The sequence below is a fragment of the Labrys sp. (in: a-proteobacteria) genome (genome assembly GCF_047605565.1).
Classification (GTDB): domain Bacteria; phylum Pseudomonadota; class Alphaproteobacteria; order Rhizobiales; family Labraceae; genus Labrys; species Labrys neptuniae.
This window is the reverse complement of the sequence record NZ_JASGFM010000009.1, coordinates 1-14,356: the sequence shown is the minus strand read 5'-3', so window position 1 is coordinate 14,356 and position 14,356 is coordinate 1. Positions and strand designations below refer to the sequence as shown.

The following is a 14,356-nucleotide window of genomic DNA, read 5'->3' as shown; positions in this document are numbered from 1 at the left end:
AGTTGAGGGGCAGGCAAACGCCATGGACCAGCTCGTGAAGTCGCCCGTGTCTCCCTATTCGGTGTTCACCCGCAGCGAATGGGCCAAGCTGAGGGCCGACACGCCGATGACCTTGACGGCGGCCGAGCTCGACCGCCTGCGCGCCCTCAACGACCCGGTCTCGCTGACCGATGTCGAAGAAATCTACCTGCCTCTGTCGCGCCTGCTTTCGCTCTATGTCGCGGCGACGCAGGGGCTGCACCGCGCCACCCAGCGCTTTCTCGGCACCAGCCAGGGCAAGGTGCCCTATCTCATCGGCGTGGCCGGTTCGGTGGCAGTGGGCAAATCGACCACCGCCCGCGTGCTGCGCCAATTGCTGACGCGCTGGCCCAACACGCCGAAGGTGGACCTGATCACCACCGACGGCTTCCTGTTCCCCAACGCCTTCCTGCGCGAACACGGCCTGATGGAACGCAAGGGCTTTCCGGAAAGCTACGACACCCAGCGCCTGCTGCGCTTCCTGGCCGACATCAAGGCCGGCCAGGGCAAGGTCACGGCGCCGGTCTACTCCCACCTCGTCTACGACGTGGTGCCGGGCGAGATCGTCACGGTGGACCAGCCCGACATCCTGATCGTCGAAGGGCTCAACGTGCTGCAGCCGGCCCGTCTGCCCCGCGACGGCAAGGCGATCCCCTTCACCTCGGACTTCTTCGACTTCGCCATCTATCTCGATGCCGAGGTGGCGCTGCTGAGGCGCTGGTATGTCGAGCGCTTCATGACCCTGCGCGAGACGGCCTTCCGTAATCCGCTCTCCTTCTTCCGCAAATATGCCGACCTCACCGAGGCCGAAGCGCTGGAGACCGCCCTTGGCCTGTGGAGCCGCATCAACCAGCCCAATCTGATCGAGAACATCCTGCCGACCCGCCCGCGTGCCGACCTGATCCTGCGCAAGGGCGACAGCCACGACATCGAGCAGGTCTCGCTCCGCAAGCTGTGACGGGCGGCAGAAGCGAGCCATTCAGCCTCGAGAGGCGCCGCCCCCGGCCTGCTCCGTGAGAAAGGTGACGAGGGCCGCGACGCCGAAGGCCGCGCCCACCGCGCATATACCTGGCCAGCCCGCATAGACCCAGGCAAAGCCCGACAGCCCCGCCCCTGTCGACGTCCCGATGAAAAACAGACCCGTGAACAGGCCGTTGACACGCCCGCGCGCCTCCGGCTGCAACAAATTGATGGCGCGCCGCCCCAGGGTCTGGTCGCCGACGACGCCAAGGTCGAGCAGAACCGCAGCGGCGACCAAGGTCGCAAGCGCGCCATGGAACGCTCCCGGCGATGCCCCGCGCGCCAGGAAGTCGCCGCCGATCTGGGCCAGGACCATGGCGCCGATCACGGCGAGATGAGCGAGCAGGGTGGCGCCGCGCGTCCTCCCCTTGTCTCCCGCACGTCCGGCGAGCGGCGCCACCACGGCACCCGCAGCACCGGCGAAGGCGAACAGGGCGATTCCGGTCTGGCCGAGACCAAAGGGGGCCTGAGCGAGACGAAGCGCCACAGACGTCCAGAACACGCCGAAGGCACCCATACATAGCGCCTGGTAGGCCGCACGCCGCCGCAATACCGGCTCCTGGCGCAGTATCGTCCACAGCGACCCGATCAGCCGCGCATAGCTCACGGTGCCCGCCGGCTGACGGCGTGGGATGACGAAGGCCAGGATCGCCGCGAGGACGGCGACGAGAACGGCAAGCCCGCCATAGAACCAGCGCCAGCCTGCGATCTCCGCCACAAGACTGGCGGCAGGCCGCGAGAGCAGAATGCCGATCATCAGGCCGCTCATTACATTGCCGACGACCCGACCGCGACAGGCGGGCGAACTCAACTGGGCAGCGGCCGGCACCATCATCTGGATGGCACTCGCCGCCAGGCCGCAGACATAGCAAGCAGCCAGGAACAAGGCTGGTGTCGGCGCACAGGCGACAGCCGCCAGGGCGACGGCCTCGACCGCCAGCGTCGCGACGATCAGGCTTCGATTTTCGACGATGTCGGCCAGAGGCACCAGGAGAAACAAACCGCTGGCGTAGCCGAGCAAGGTAAGCGTGGTGACGAACCCCGCTTCGCCGGCACTGAAATCGAAGGCAGGGCCAATCAGGCCGACGAGCGATTGCGACGCAAAAAGACCAAGCACGGCGATCGCGACGGAGACAGCGAACAGGAATGTGAGTCCGGCGGGCAGACCGGAAACCGGTTCGGCCGGCGTCGGTCCCGCCTCGGTGGTCGAGATGGAAGATGTCGAGATGGAAGACATGGCGCTGTTTCCCGATGCGAAGATCAGGCGCGATTTTGCATCCATCCTAAGGGAGTGATAATAGCTATTATTATTGAATAATTATTCCGAATTTTGTGATAATATGGCCAGCATCGAGCAATATGAAGCCTTCGTCGAGACGGTCGAACGCGGCAGCCTCACGGCCGCTGCCCATCATCTGAACCGATCCCTGCAGGCGGTCAGCCGGGCGATCGCGTCGCTCGAGGAGGAACTGGGTGTCGAACTCATCCGGCGAACGACGCGGCGCCTGCAGACGACGCCGACCGGGATGGTCCTGCGCGAGCGCTTGCGCGCCGCCCTGAAGGACATCGACGATGCCCGGTCGGAAGCCCGGCGCGAGGCGCAACGCATCGGCGGCCTGTTCCGTATCAGCGCCTCGATCCATTTTGCCTCTCGCTTCGTGGTGCCGACCGCGGTGGCATTCGCCCAGCGCTTTCCGGAAGTCGAGATCGATTTCGTGCTCGACGACGCCCTCTCCCACCTGATCGAGGAGCGCTTGGACGTCGCGATCCGGGTTGGCGATCTCGGCGCTTCCAGCCTGCGGTCCCGCCGAATCACGCAGCTTCGCCGTGTCATCGTGGCTGCCCCTGCCTATCTGATGCGGCACGGCTATCCGCGTACCCCCGCCGATCTCTCGACGCATCCATGCGTCATCCGCACCATCGGACCGGAGGGCGATGCCTGGCCCTTCCTGGTCGACGGCGGCCTTGTGCGCATCCCGGTCAAGGGCCCCTTGAAATGCAATGACGCCGCCGCCGCCAATGCCGCTGTCCTTCTCGGTGCCGGCATCGGCATCGCACCGCTCTGGCAGGTGCGCCAAGAGGTCGATGACGGCCAGCTGGAATTGCTTCTGACGGACTACGAGCCGCCACCGACCCCCGTGAATGCGGTCTGGCCCGCCAATGTCGGCACCCCGGCACGGACCCGTCTCTTCATCGAGATGCTCGCCCACCGGCTGACGGGCGAGCGGATCTGAAAAGACGTTCCCGGTGATGGGCCATGTCCCACTCACCGCTGCGGATGGACGAAGCGGCCCGGTTCCTCCATGATCCCTTGCACGCAATTCTGGGACCAACACCAGATTCCCGGCATGCATTGGGGAGCGCTTCATGGGGACCAGCACCGGCACGGCAGCCATTCATCGCCCGCTCGACCTCGATCCAAAGCGGGCGGGACGCCTCGATCGGGCCCATTACGGCATCATCGACATCGGCTCCAATTCGGTCCGCCTCGTGGTCTACGACCAGCTCGGCCGCGCCCCGCTGCCGCGTTTCAATGAAAAATCGCTCTGCCGTCTCGGCGAAGGCCTGGCGCAGACCGGCCTGATCTCCGTCGAGGGGTTCCGCCGGACGGTCGAGGCCGTGCGCCGTTTCCGCGCCGTGGCCGACGCCATGGGCGTTGCCCGTCTCGATGCCACCGCGACGGAGGCGGTGCGCCGGGCCGAGAACGGCAAGGATCTGGTCGAGGCCATCCGGACGGAGGCAGGGGTCGATGTCCGCATCCTGAGTGGCGCCGAAGAGGCGAGATTTGCGGCGCTCGGCGTGATCTCCGGCTTCCACCGTCCCGTCGGCATCGTCGGCGACATGGGCGGGGGCAGCCTGGAACTGGCCGCTGCCCTGGATGACCGGGTCGGCGAGGACTGGGTCAGCTTCCCCCTGGGAGCCCTGCCGGTCGAAGCGCTGATGCAGGGTCCGGACGATGCGAAGCGGCGGATCGATGCGCTGCTGAAGGAGAAGACGCCGACTTCCTTCCTGAAGCAGCCGATTTTCTTTGCGGTCGGCGGAGGCTGGCGGACCTTCGCCAAGGCCCATATGGCAACGCATGCCGCGCCGGTCCCGGTGGTGCATGGCTATCGCATCCCGGCGAGCGAGGCCCGCGCCTTTGCCAAGACATTGCTGCGCCTGCCCCTCGCCAAGATCGCCGAATTGCCGGGCATATCGCGCCGGCGCGCCCGCACCATGCCGGCCGCCGCCCTGGTGCTGGACCGCGTGCTCAAATATCTGGCGCCGGACGAGGTGGTGTTCTCCGCCCTCGGCCTGCGGGAAGGCTGGCTCTATTCGCAACTCGATGCCGAGGAGCGCTATCTCGATCCGCTGGTCGAGGGTGCCCAGTTGATCGGGCTGCCGGGTTCGCGCGTCCCCGACTTTCCGCCCGCTTTGGTTGCCTGGACCGAGGGTCTGTTCGCGGACGAAAGCCCGGCCGAAAAGCGCCTGCGCGTCACCTTGTGTGCGCTTTCGGATCTGGGCTGGCGCGACCATCCCGACATCCGGGCGGAGGAAAGCCACCGCCGCGTGCTGCAATTTCCCTTCATCGGCCTGGACCACCCGGAGCGAGCCTTCCTGGCCATCGCGCTCCACGCCCGCCACGCCGGACGGCTCGACGCCCCCTATCTCGCTGGGGCGCTGAAACTGCTGTCGCCGGCGGAACGCCGCCGCGCCGAGATCCTCGGACGGGCTCTGCTGGTGGCCTATCGCCTGTCCGGCGGCACGCCCGCCGTGCTGGCGAATTCGCGCCTGTCGATCGGCTCGAACCGCCTGCGGCTGGAGGTCGGCCGTTCGGCCCGCGTGCCGGACAGCGAGGCGGTAAGCGAGCGCCTGTCCCTGCTGGCCGCCGCGGCCGGGGTCAAGTTCTCGGAGATCACCGAGCTTGCCGAGGACGTCTGACTTTCGGAGAGCGCCGGCGACTGGCTCATCGGCCGTGATGTGCGGCGATAGCCCGGCATTGGAGGGGCGATCCCGTTCCATTTCGCGATCAGGCTGTGGCGATCGCCCCTCCTTGTGCCGTGCCTTTCGGCGTGGACACTTCAAGGACCTTGCTGTCATCCATCAGTTTTCTTGACTGGCACGCTCCGGACAGGCCGCGCTAGAAAGCGCTCGCCATGCTTGTCTTGTCGCACCGGCTGACTATAGTCGCGCGCGATTTTCGTCGCCGGGTTCTCCGCCCGGCGCCAATCCCAACCCGAAAGCTCTCTAGATGTCCAAATCCGTCAAGAAGGTGGTGCTCGCCTATTCCGGTGGCCTCGACACCTCGATCATCCTGAAATGGCTGCAGACCACCTATAATTGCGAGGTCGTCACCTTCACCGCCGATCTCGGCCAGGGCGAGGAATTGGAGCCGGCGCGCCAGAAGGCGTTGCTGCTCGGCATCAAGCCGGAAAACATCTACATCGAAGACCTGCGCGAGGAATTCGTGCGCGACTACGTCTTCCCGATGTTCCGCGCCAATGCCCAGTATGAGGGGGTCTACCTGCTCGGCACCTCGATCGCCCGCCCGCTGATCGCCAAAAAGCAGATCGAGATCGCCGAGAAGACCGGGGCCGACGCCGTCTGCCACGGCGCCACCGGCAAGGGCAACGACCAGGTGCGCTTCGAGCTCGGCTACTATGCCCTCAAGCCCGACGTCACCATCATCGCCCCCTGGCGCGAATGGGACCTGCGCTCGCGCGAAGCCCTGATCAAGTTCGCCGAGGAGCACCAGATCCCGATCGCCAAGGACAAGCGCGGCGAGGCTCCCTTCTCGGTCGACGCCAACCTGCTGCACTGCTCCTCCGAGGGCAAGGTGCTGGAGGATCCGGCGGTCGAAGTGCCCGATTACGTCTATTCGCGCACGGTCAATCCGGAAGATGCGCCGGATACCCCCACCGTCATCACCATCGACTTCGAGAAGGGCGACGCCGTCGCCATCGACGGCGTGAAGATGAGCCCGGCCACCCTGCTCGCCAAGCTCAACGAACTCGGCCGCATCAACGGCATCGGCCGCCTCGACCTGGTCGAGAACCGCTTCGTCGGCATGAAGTCGCGCGGCATGTACGAGACGCCCGGCGGCACCATCCTGCTGCCGGCCCATCGCGCCATCGAAAGCATCACGCTGGACCGCGGCGCCGCGCATCTCAAGGATGAGCTGATGCCGAAATATGCCGAGCTCATCTACAATGGCTTCTGGTTCTCGCCCGAGCGCGAAATGCTGCAGGCCCTGATCGACAAGAGCCAGGAAGCGGTGACCGGCTCGGTCCGCCTCAAGCTCTACAAGGGCGGCGTGCATGTCATCGGCCGCGAGAGCCCCAACTCGCTCTACAGCCAGGACCTCGTCACCTTCGAGGAAGGCGCCGTGGCCTATGACCACCGCGACGCCGCCGGCTTCATCAAGCTCAACGCCCTGCGCCTGCGCACCCTCGGCAGCCGCAAGCGCAAGCTGGGCGTCTGATGCGGTTCGCATCGAATTTGAAATTGATCACGGCCCTTCCCTCCCCAGGGAAGGGCTTTTTGTTTATCAAAGCGCTTCAGATCGGCAGCATTCAGGCCCAGCCGAACGATAGCGCGTTAACTTTGATGCATTGCAGCAAATAATTTCCGCATCGCAAGATAACCCTTTGAAGTAAAATAGAGCCGTTTCTTTGGATCACCCCAAAGAATGCTCTGCGATGATACGATCTCATATCAAAGATCGCATTGATTAATCGTAATACAATTGCAATGATTGTGCCCGTTGGTCCTCCAGAGACCCGGAACACGAGCAAGGCACTCCCATGATCAGGAAATTCGTCTTGGCTGTTGCCGGCGCGATAATGGCGCTGGCAGCCTCCCTCCCGATGGCGCAGGCCGCCCCGAAGACCTTCTACTGGATATCCCATGGCGGCCCGGCCGACCCGGTCTGGACCTATTTCCTGGCAGGCGCCAAGCAATGGGCCAGTGACACCGGCAACACGGTCAACACCTCCTTCCACAATGGCGACGTTGCCTCCCATCAGGAAGCGGTGCGCGCGGCGATCGCGGCGGGTGCCGCCGGCATCGTCACCACCAGCCCGGATCCTGGCAGCCTGATCAAGGTGGTCGAGGAAGCCAACGCCAAGAAGATCCCGATCATCAACTTCAACACGCCCGACCCGCAGGCCAAGTTCGGCGCCTATGTCGGCGGCGACAATGTCAAGTTCGGTGCGGCCTGGGCCCAATATCTGGTCGACAAGAAGCTGGTGAAGTCGGGCGATTTCGTCTGGATGCCGGTGGAAATCCCCGGTGCCACCTATGGCGTGCAGGAGGAACAGGGAATTTCCAGCGTGTTCAAGCCGCTCGGCATCACCTGGGAAGTCACCGAGGCCACGCTCGACCAGGCCGAGGTCATCTCGCGCATGACCGACTACCTCACCACCAACCGCAAGAAGATCAAGGCGATCATCGGCCTTGGCGACCTCGTCACCGGTTCGATCAAGCGGGTGTTCGACCAGGTCGGTGTCAAGCCCGGCGAAATCCCGGTCGTCGGCTGGGGCAATTCGCTCGACACCACCCAGGAAGTGCTGAACGGCTATGTCAACGCCGCGCAGTGGCAGGACCCGCAGGCGACCAGCTATATCGCCCTGTCGATGGCGGCCATGGCCTCCAGCGGCATCCGCCCCGGCTTCAACGTCATCACCGGCGCGCTCTATGAGAAGGATGCCGCCCAGCAATATGACGACATCCTGAGCGGCAAGAAATAGGGCATTCACAGGCGCGGACGGCCGGGAATGGCTGTCCAGCGCGGTGACCTCTTTTGATATCGTGGGAGACACCGACCGTTGTCATGCCCGGGCCTGCCCCGGGCATCCAGGCGGCCGGGACACCACCTGCGCGGCAGGCTGGATTGCCGGGTCAAGCCCGGCAATGACAAAAGTCGAGCCAATCTCAATATCGCCACACCGCCCCCGAAGCGCCCTTCCGCATCCGCCACCATCACCCGCCAAGGACTTCTCGTGGAACAACGCTCCCTGCTCCAGCGCGCGATCGCCCGGCCGGAATTCGGCCCCTTCGTGCTCCTGGTCGTCGAACTCGCCATCTTCGGCGGCATCAACCCCGATTTCCTCTCCGCGGACAATCTGAGCAACATCCTGGCCTTCACCGTCGAGCTCGGCCTGATCGCCCTGGCAATGACGCTCTTGATGACTTCGGGCGAATTCGATCTCTCGGTCGGCTCGCTCTTCGGCTTCTCGCCGGTGCTGATGTGGACGCTGTTCAACTCCGGCGCGACCCCGCTATGGGCCGCCTTCCTGGTCGCGCTCGTCGTCGCGGCGCTGATCGGCTGGGTAAACGGCCTCTTCGTCACCAGGCTGAAGATCCCGTCCTTCCTGGTGACGCTCGGCATGCTGCTGGTGGTGCGCGGCACGGCCCTCTTCGTCACCAACGGCTTTCCCCAGCGCACCTGGAACGCCGGCGACCAGCCGCTGGCCGAGATCCTGGTCGGCACCTTCTATGTCGGCAGCTTTCGCGTCTACATGTCCCTGCTCTGGTTCGCCATCGCCGCCATCGTGCTTGGCTATGTCCTGACCAAGACCAAGGCCGGCAACTGGATCCAGGCGGCCGGCGGCAATCCCAATGCGGCCCGTGCCCGCGGCGTCAATGTCGACGCCACCAAGGTCTGGCTCTTCATCCTGTGCTCCGCGCTTTCGACCCTGGCCGGCATCATCTCCTCCATCCGCACCTCCTCGGCCAATCCCAATTCGGGCACGGGCTATGAGCTGGAGGTGATCGCCATGGTGGTGATCGGGGGTACCGCGCTCACCGGCGGCCGAGGCACCATCATCGGCACGGTGCTCGGCATCTTCATCCTGCGGGTGATGCGCAACGGCATCGTGCTGATCGGCGTGCCGGGCCTGGCCTACAACATCTTCATCGGCGCGATCATCCTGGGCATGATGGCCCTGCATTCATGGCTCGACCGCCGGCATCAGGAAGGGAGGTGAGCGATGGCTGAGACCAGCGAACTCATCCGCATGCAGAACATCGCCAAGTCCTATGGCCGCATCCGCGCCATCGAGGATGTCACCCTCACGGTGAACCGGCGCGAGATCGTCGGGCTGCTCGGCGATAACGGGGCGGGCAAGTCGACCCTGATCAAGATCCTGTCGGGGGCGGTGGCGGCCACCTCGGGCGACATCTTCGTGCGCGGCAAGAAGGTGGAGATGCGCTCCACCACCGATGCGATCGCCCAGGGCATCGAGACGATCTACCAGGATTCGGCCCTGGTGCCGCAACTCTCGATCGCCCGCAACCTCTTCCTGGGACGCGAGCCGATCAAGGGACCACGCTTCCTCAACCGCCTCGACCAGGCCAAGATGAACGAGGTGGCGACCACGCTGCTGAAAAGGGTCGGCATCTCCAAGAACATCGCACCGACCACGCCGATCGGCTCGCTCTCCGGCGGCGAGCGCCAGGCGGTGGCCATCGCCCGCGCCATGCATTTCGACAGCGACCTGATCATTCTCGACGAGCCCACCAACAATCTGGGCGTGGCGGAGACGCAGGGCGTCCTGAATTTCGTGCGCAATGCCCGCAGTTCCGGCCATTCCTGCATCTTCATCGCCCACAACATCCACCATGTCTTCCAGGTGGTTGACCGTATCGTGGTCATGCGCCGCGGGCGCGTCGTCGCCGACGACATCGACCCCAAGCAGACCAGCGTGGAGGCGGTGGAGCGGGTGATCACCGGTATGGATCACTGAAGAGCGGCCGGCCCTCTTCCTGGGACCGCCGGCATCCTGCTGACTCTTCTTTCTGACGAACGCCCCGGCACCAAGGAGCCGGCAGGATGCTGGGGGCCCAGGGAAGGATGCATTATGGCGTCTGCCCCGAAAGGGTGAGCCCGACTGTACCATCGTAGAGTGGCGCATCCGGCCAACTCGTTTATAACGGCCGGACTCTTTCCTTCCCCAGGGACATCGAAGCTCTTCATGAAGAAACTCGTCATTTTCGATCTCGACGGCACGCTTGCCAAGAGCAAATCGGCCATCGATGCCGAGATGGCCGCCCTGCTGGGCCAGCTTCTCACCGTCGCCCAGGTCGCCGTGATCTCGGGCGGCGACTGGCCGCAATTCGAAAAGCAGTTCCTCGCCAATCTGCCCGCCGGTGATCGCTTCGACCGGCTGCATCTGCTGCCGACCTGCGGCACGAAATTCTTCCATTTCGACGGGGGAAACTGGGTCCCGGTCTATCGCGAGGACCTGTCGGCCGAGGACAAGCAGCGCATCGTCGCAGCACTGGAGGCGGCTTTCGAGCAGGCCGGCTTCAAGCCCGAGCGGATCTGGGGCGAGCGCATCGAGGATCGCGGCAGCCAGATCACCATGTCCGCGCTCGGCCAGGAAGCACCGCTCGAAGCCAAGCACAGCTGGGATCCCGATTTCAAGAAGCGCACCATCCTGAAAACCTATCTCGACAAGTCGATCCCGGATTTCTCGGTGCGCATGGGTGGCGCCACCTCGATCGACGTGACCCGGCAGGGCATCGACAAGGCCTATGGCATCGCCAAGCTGCGCGACCGGCTGGGCATTGCCATCGAGGAGATGATCTTCGCCGGCGACGCGCTGTTCCCGGGCGGCAACGACTATGCGGCCAAGGAGGCCGGCGTCGACTCGATCCGCGTCAGGGATCCGGAGGAGACCAAGCGGGTGATCGAGACGATCATCGCCTGCCTGGGGTAAGAAACTGAGGCGCTTCACAACGGCGAGCTCCTGCGCCTTGGTAAAGTACGCTCTATCGCCCTCGGCTATCTGCTTCGCATATCTCGGCCGAGCCGGACAAAACACAATAATCCTTCCCCGGTTTCGGGGAGGGATCTCTGCGCCATATCTTGGAACGCTGCGAGTCTACGGACAAGGCAAGCTCTTTCACCGAGCGATCGATCACCGCTCCTGCCACCCCGCGATATGTTTTTCCAGCGCCGCCGCGACCTTGCCGGCACCAAAGCAGCGGAAACGAAACGTGCCCTCGTCATGCTCGACGGCGACGATACCGGTGACCCAGCCGAATTCCCGCCAGGTCTTGCGGATGGCGGCCATCGGGATGTGGACAGGCTGCAGGCCGGTGTGAAAGGCCTTGTTCAGGCCATTGGCGGCGAAGGATAGCCCATCCGGCGTGATCTCGACGCGACCGCCGACCCACAGGCCTCCCGCCTTGCTGCTCACCCGCCTAGCCGCATCGACCGCGACGCCTGGCACCAAGCACGACGGCGTCGCATTGGGAATGAGGGCGTTGCAAAGCTTACGGATGTGAAGATCTGTCATGTTGTCTCTCTTGGAGGCTCGCCCTATCCGAAAATTCCGATTAGAGATATTTGTCAGACAACGGAAGCGCCGACCTGCCATGCGTAGCTTCGCCTGGCCGGGCCGGACTGCGCGTTGCAGCACAAATCGAATTGGAATCGGGAGGAACCCATGTCGGGTCAAGGAAAGATCGCCATCGTCACGGGCGCCGCCAGCGGCATCGGCAAGGCCGTCGCGCATGCCCTTTTGGCCGATGGCTGGTCCGTCGTGTTCACGGGGCGTCGCAAGGAGGCCCTGGAAGCGGCGATCGCCGAAAGCCCGCAGGTGGCCTCCGCCCGCGCCATCCCCTCCGACGTCACCGATCCCGCTTCGGTTGCGGCATTGTTCGATGCCACCGTCGCCGCCCTCGGCCGTGTCGATCTCGTCTTCAACAATGCCGGCACCATCGCTCCCGGCGTGCCGATCGAGGACCTGCCCTTCGAGCAGTGGAAGGCGGTGATCGATACCAACGTCACCGGCGTGTTCCTGTGCACCAAGGAGGCTTTCCGCGTGATGAAGGCGCAGCAACCGCGCGGCGGGCGCATCATCAACAATGGCTCGATCTCGGCCACCGCGCCGCGCCCGAATTCGGCGCCCTACACCGCTTCCAAGCATGCGGTGACCGGCCTCACCAAGTCGTCGTCGCTGGACGGGCGCAAATATGACATCGCCTGTGGCCAGATCGACATCGGCAACACGCTGACGCCGATGGCGTCCAAGATGCCGGGCGGCGTGCCGCAGGCGGACGGCTCGATCAAGCCCGAGCCGACCTTCGACGTGAAACATGTCGCCGATGCGGTGGTCTACATGGCCGGCCTGCCGCTCGAGGCCAATGTGCAGTTCATGACGGTGATGGCGACCAAGATGCCGCTGGTCGGGCGCGGGTAAGCGAAGATTCCGGGTGCGCGGGCATCACAGCGCGCATCTGGAAGCACCGTACATCCAGGATGGGAAGAGCGGGCATCGCGACACGCATGTCGCTGTGATGCCCGCGCACCCGGGAAACCGCCTTCAGGCTCCCGGCTTGCCATGATATTTGGCGGGCAGCCGGTCATCCGCAGCTGGCGCCTCGCCACCCTCGCGGCTGAGGAAAGCCAATGCCCAATCGATGTCACCATCGGCCCGTCGCTGTGCAAAGAACTCCGCTGCGGTCAGGGCCGAAAGCTTTTCGGCAACAGCCGACACGATGAACTGATTGATCGTGGTGCCGTCCTGCCGCGCGAACTCCTCGACGGCCTTCTTCAAGGAAGTCGGCATTCTCAAAGCATAGTTGCTGGAATGAGCCATGGTCACAACCTTTCGAGCACCTCGGCCGGTGCCTGGATTTCAAGTCCGAACCGCAACGCCTGGGGCAGGAAATCGCGCCTGTTGAAGGTCACGATCGCATCGACTCGCCCATTGACGGCCGCTTCCAACACCATGTCGTCATTTGGATCCCGTAAGATCGGACGCCACAGGAATCGGATGGTGACCGGCTCGATTACACCGGCCAAAGCCGCCAGAAACCGATCGACCTGACTGCTATCGATGCCACAGCCGACAAGATGCTCTGGCCGCTTCAGGACCGCCTCATATTCCAGGAATATCGGTATACTGGCAGCCATTGCCAATTGACCGCGAAGCACCAAACGAAGCACTTCGGCGGACGCGCCAGTGGGGCTTCGCAGAGCCGTTACCAGGACATTGGTATCCAGCACCAATTTCATATCGCATATGATATGAAATTATGTGCTTTTGTCAAGATCAGGCGCGGGACGGCCTACTATATTCAGGCCCCTCTCCTCGCCGCGGGCAGCACGCAGATCTCCTCGCCAGAGAAGGTACGCGAACGGGTGATGAAGCGTTTTTCCGTGCCGTTCTCCAGGGAGAACATGCCGCCGCGCCCCGGCACCACGTCGATGATCAGCTGGGTGTGGCTCCAGGCGGCGAATTGCGGCGCGCTGATATAGACGGGCGCCTCGCCGATACTGCCCAGCAGCACGTCCTGGTCCCCGATGATGAAGTCGCCCTGCGGATAGCACATCGGCGAGGAGCCGTCGCAGCACCCGCCCGACTGGTGGAACAACACGGGGCCGTAGCGGGCCTGGAGACTGGCGATCAGGGCGAGGGCGGCCGGTGTCGCCGTCACGCGCTCTATAGTGATGTCGTCCATGATGCTTCTCCCGTACCGAAATGCATCGCGCCCCTCGTCCTTGCGAACGCAGTAAAGCAATCCAGCCTTCGCCAGGTACCGCGTTGTGGCATCCGGATTGCCTCACTGTGTTCGCAATGACGATAGTCGGTTAGCTTCAGCAGCGCTGTCAAAAAGGCCGCCCGGCGTGAACCGGGCGGCCAAGGCGATCCCCGGAGCAAAGTGCTCCGGCACGGATCAGAAGAAGCCAAGCTTCTTGGGGGAGTAGCTGACCAGCATGTTCTTGGTCTGCTGGTAGTGATCGAGCATCTTCTTGTGGTTTTCGCGGCCGATACCGGACTGCTTGTAGCCGCCGAAGGCCGCATGAGCCGGATAGGCATGGTAGCAATTGGTCCAGACGCGACCGGCCTGGATGGCGCGGCCAAAGCGATAGGCGCGCGTGCCGTCACGCGTCCAGATACCGGCGCCAAGGCCGTAGAGCGTGTCATTGGCAATGGAGAGTGCTTCCTCGTCATCCTTGAAGGTGGTGACGGAGACCACGGGCCCAAAAATCTCCTCCTGGAAGATCCGCATCTTGTTGTGGCCCTTGAACACCGTCGGCTTGACGTAATAGCCGCCGGCGAGTTCGCCCGGCAGTTCGTTGCGCTCGCCGCCGATCAGCACTTCGGCGCCTTCCTGGCGGCCGATATCGAAATAGCTCAGGATCTTCTCGAGCTGTTCGGAGGAAGCCTGCGCACCGATCATGGTGGTCGGGTCGAGCGGGTCGCCCTGCTTGATGGCGGCGACGCGCTTCAGCGCCTTCTCGATGAAGCGGTCATAGATGCTTTCATGCACGAGCGCGCGGCTCGGGCAGGTGCAGACCTCGCCCTGGTTGAGGGCGAACATC

At 64.1% G+C, this 14,356-nt stretch carries 14 protein-coding genes and 1 pseudogene; 9 read left to right on the top strand and 6 right to left on the bottom strand.

Going from position 1 to position 14,356, the window contains the following annotated elements; genetic code table 11:
* The first annotated feature begins 22 nt into the window (after positions 1–22).
* Complete coding sequence (gene coaA, locus QM672_RS10730; protein WP_082979986.1) at positions 23–976, top strand: type I pantothenate kinase; 954 nt, start codon at positions 23–25, stop codon at positions 974–976.
* A gap of 21 nt (positions 977–997) precedes the next feature.
* Here the strand turns inward: coaA and QM672_RS10725 are convergent, their stop codons facing one another.
* Positions 998–2,275 carry an MFS transporter gene (locus QM672_RS10725; protein WP_415082490.1) on the bottom strand — a complete coding sequence of 426 codons (1,278 nt, stop codon included), beginning with the start codon at positions 2,273–2,275 and terminating at the stop codon, positions 998–1,000.
* 103 nt (positions 2,276–2,378) lie between these two features.
* On the opposite strand from QM672_RS10725, the gene QM672_RS10720 reads away from it, so the two are divergent.
* From QM672_RS10720 to QM672_RS10690, 7 genes are all read left to right on the top strand, one after another.
* On the top strand, positions 2,379–3,272 hold the full coding sequence (locus QM672_RS10720; protein ID WP_415082488.1) for a LysR family transcriptional regulator: 894 nt from the start codon (positions 2,379–2,381) through the stop codon (positions 3,270–3,272).
* A gap of 133 nt (positions 3,273–3,405) precedes the next feature.
* Positions 3,406–4,959 carry a Ppx/GppA family phosphatase gene (locus QM672_RS10715; protein ID WP_311939098.1) on the top strand — a complete coding sequence of 518 codons (1,554 nt, stop codon included), beginning with the start codon at positions 3,406–3,408 and terminating at the stop codon, positions 4,957–4,959.
* A 310-nt stretch (positions 4,960–5,269) separates the two neighbouring features.
* Entirely contained in the window at positions 5,270–6,499 is a 1,230-nt protein-coding gene (locus QM672_RS10710; RefSeq protein ID WP_311939096.1) for an argininosuccinate synthase, read from the top strand.
* Between the two features lie 385 nt (positions 6,500–6,884).
* The gene (locus QM672_RS10705) at positions 6,885–7,766 is read left to right on the top strand and encodes a substrate-binding domain-containing protein (protein ID WP_394312736.1); all 882 of its coding nucleotides are present in this window, start codon (positions 6,885–6,887) and stop codon (positions 7,764–7,766) included.
* A 252-nt stretch (positions 7,767–8,018) separates the two neighbouring features.
* Entirely contained in the window at positions 8,019–9,005 is a 987-nt protein-coding gene (locus tag QM672_RS10700; RefSeq protein WP_415082485.1) for an ABC transporter permease, read from the top strand.
* Between the two features lie 3 nt (positions 9,006–9,008).
* Complete coding sequence (locus QM672_RS10695; RefSeq protein WP_149253257.1) at positions 9,009–9,764, top strand: ATP-binding cassette domain-containing protein; 756 nt, start codon at positions 9,009–9,011, stop codon at positions 9,762–9,764.
* 228 nt (positions 9,765–9,992) lie between these two features.
* On the top strand, positions 9,993–10,739 hold the full coding sequence (locus QM672_RS10690) for an HAD-IIB family hydrolase (RefSeq protein WP_311939090.1): 747 nt from the start codon (positions 9,993–9,995) through the stop codon (positions 10,737–10,739).
* A gap of 201 nt (positions 10,740–10,940) precedes the next feature.
* On the opposite strand, the gene QM672_RS10685 is transcribed toward QM672_RS10690, so the two are convergent.
* Positions 10,941–11,321, bottom strand: a complete 381-nt coding sequence (locus QM672_RS10685; RefSeq protein ID WP_415082482.1) for a hypothetical protein — start codon at positions 11,319–11,321, stop codon at positions 10,941–10,943.
* A gap of 150 nt (positions 11,322–11,471) precedes the next feature.
* Between QM672_RS10685 and QM672_RS10680 the strand changes: the two genes are divergently transcribed.
* Entirely contained in the window at positions 11,472–12,227 is a 756-nt protein-coding gene (locus tag QM672_RS10680; protein ID WP_415082480.1) for an SDR family oxidoreductase, read from the top strand.
* A gap of 123 nt (positions 12,228–12,350) precedes the next feature.
* Here QM672_RS10680 and QM672_RS10675 read toward each other — a convergent pair whose 3' ends face one another.
* From QM672_RS10675 to adh, 4 genes and pseudogenes are all read right to left on the bottom strand, one after another.
* Positions 12,351–12,596, bottom strand: a complete 246-nt coding sequence (locus QM672_RS10675; RefSeq protein WP_415082478.1) for a toxin-antitoxin system HicB family antitoxin — start codon at positions 12,594–12,596, stop codon at positions 12,351–12,353.
* 32 nt (positions 12,597–12,628) lie between these two features.
* Positions 12,629–13,045 carry a putative toxin-antitoxin system toxin component, PIN family gene (locus tag QM672_RS10670; protein WP_415082476.1) on the bottom strand — a complete coding sequence of 139 codons (417 nt, stop codon included), beginning with the start codon at positions 13,043–13,045 and terminating at the stop codon, positions 12,629–12,631.
* A gap of 62 nt (positions 13,046–13,107) precedes the next feature.
* Positions 13,108–13,491 carry a DUF779 domain-containing protein gene (locus QM672_RS10665; protein ID WP_367623787.1) on the bottom strand — a complete coding sequence of 128 codons (384 nt, stop codon included), beginning with the start codon at positions 13,489–13,491 and terminating at the stop codon, positions 13,108–13,110.
* A 216-nt stretch (positions 13,492–13,707) separates the two neighbouring features.
* A pseudogene (gene adh, locus QM672_RS10660) lies at positions 13,708–14,356 on the bottom strand (aldehyde dehydrogenase); the annotation flags it as partial.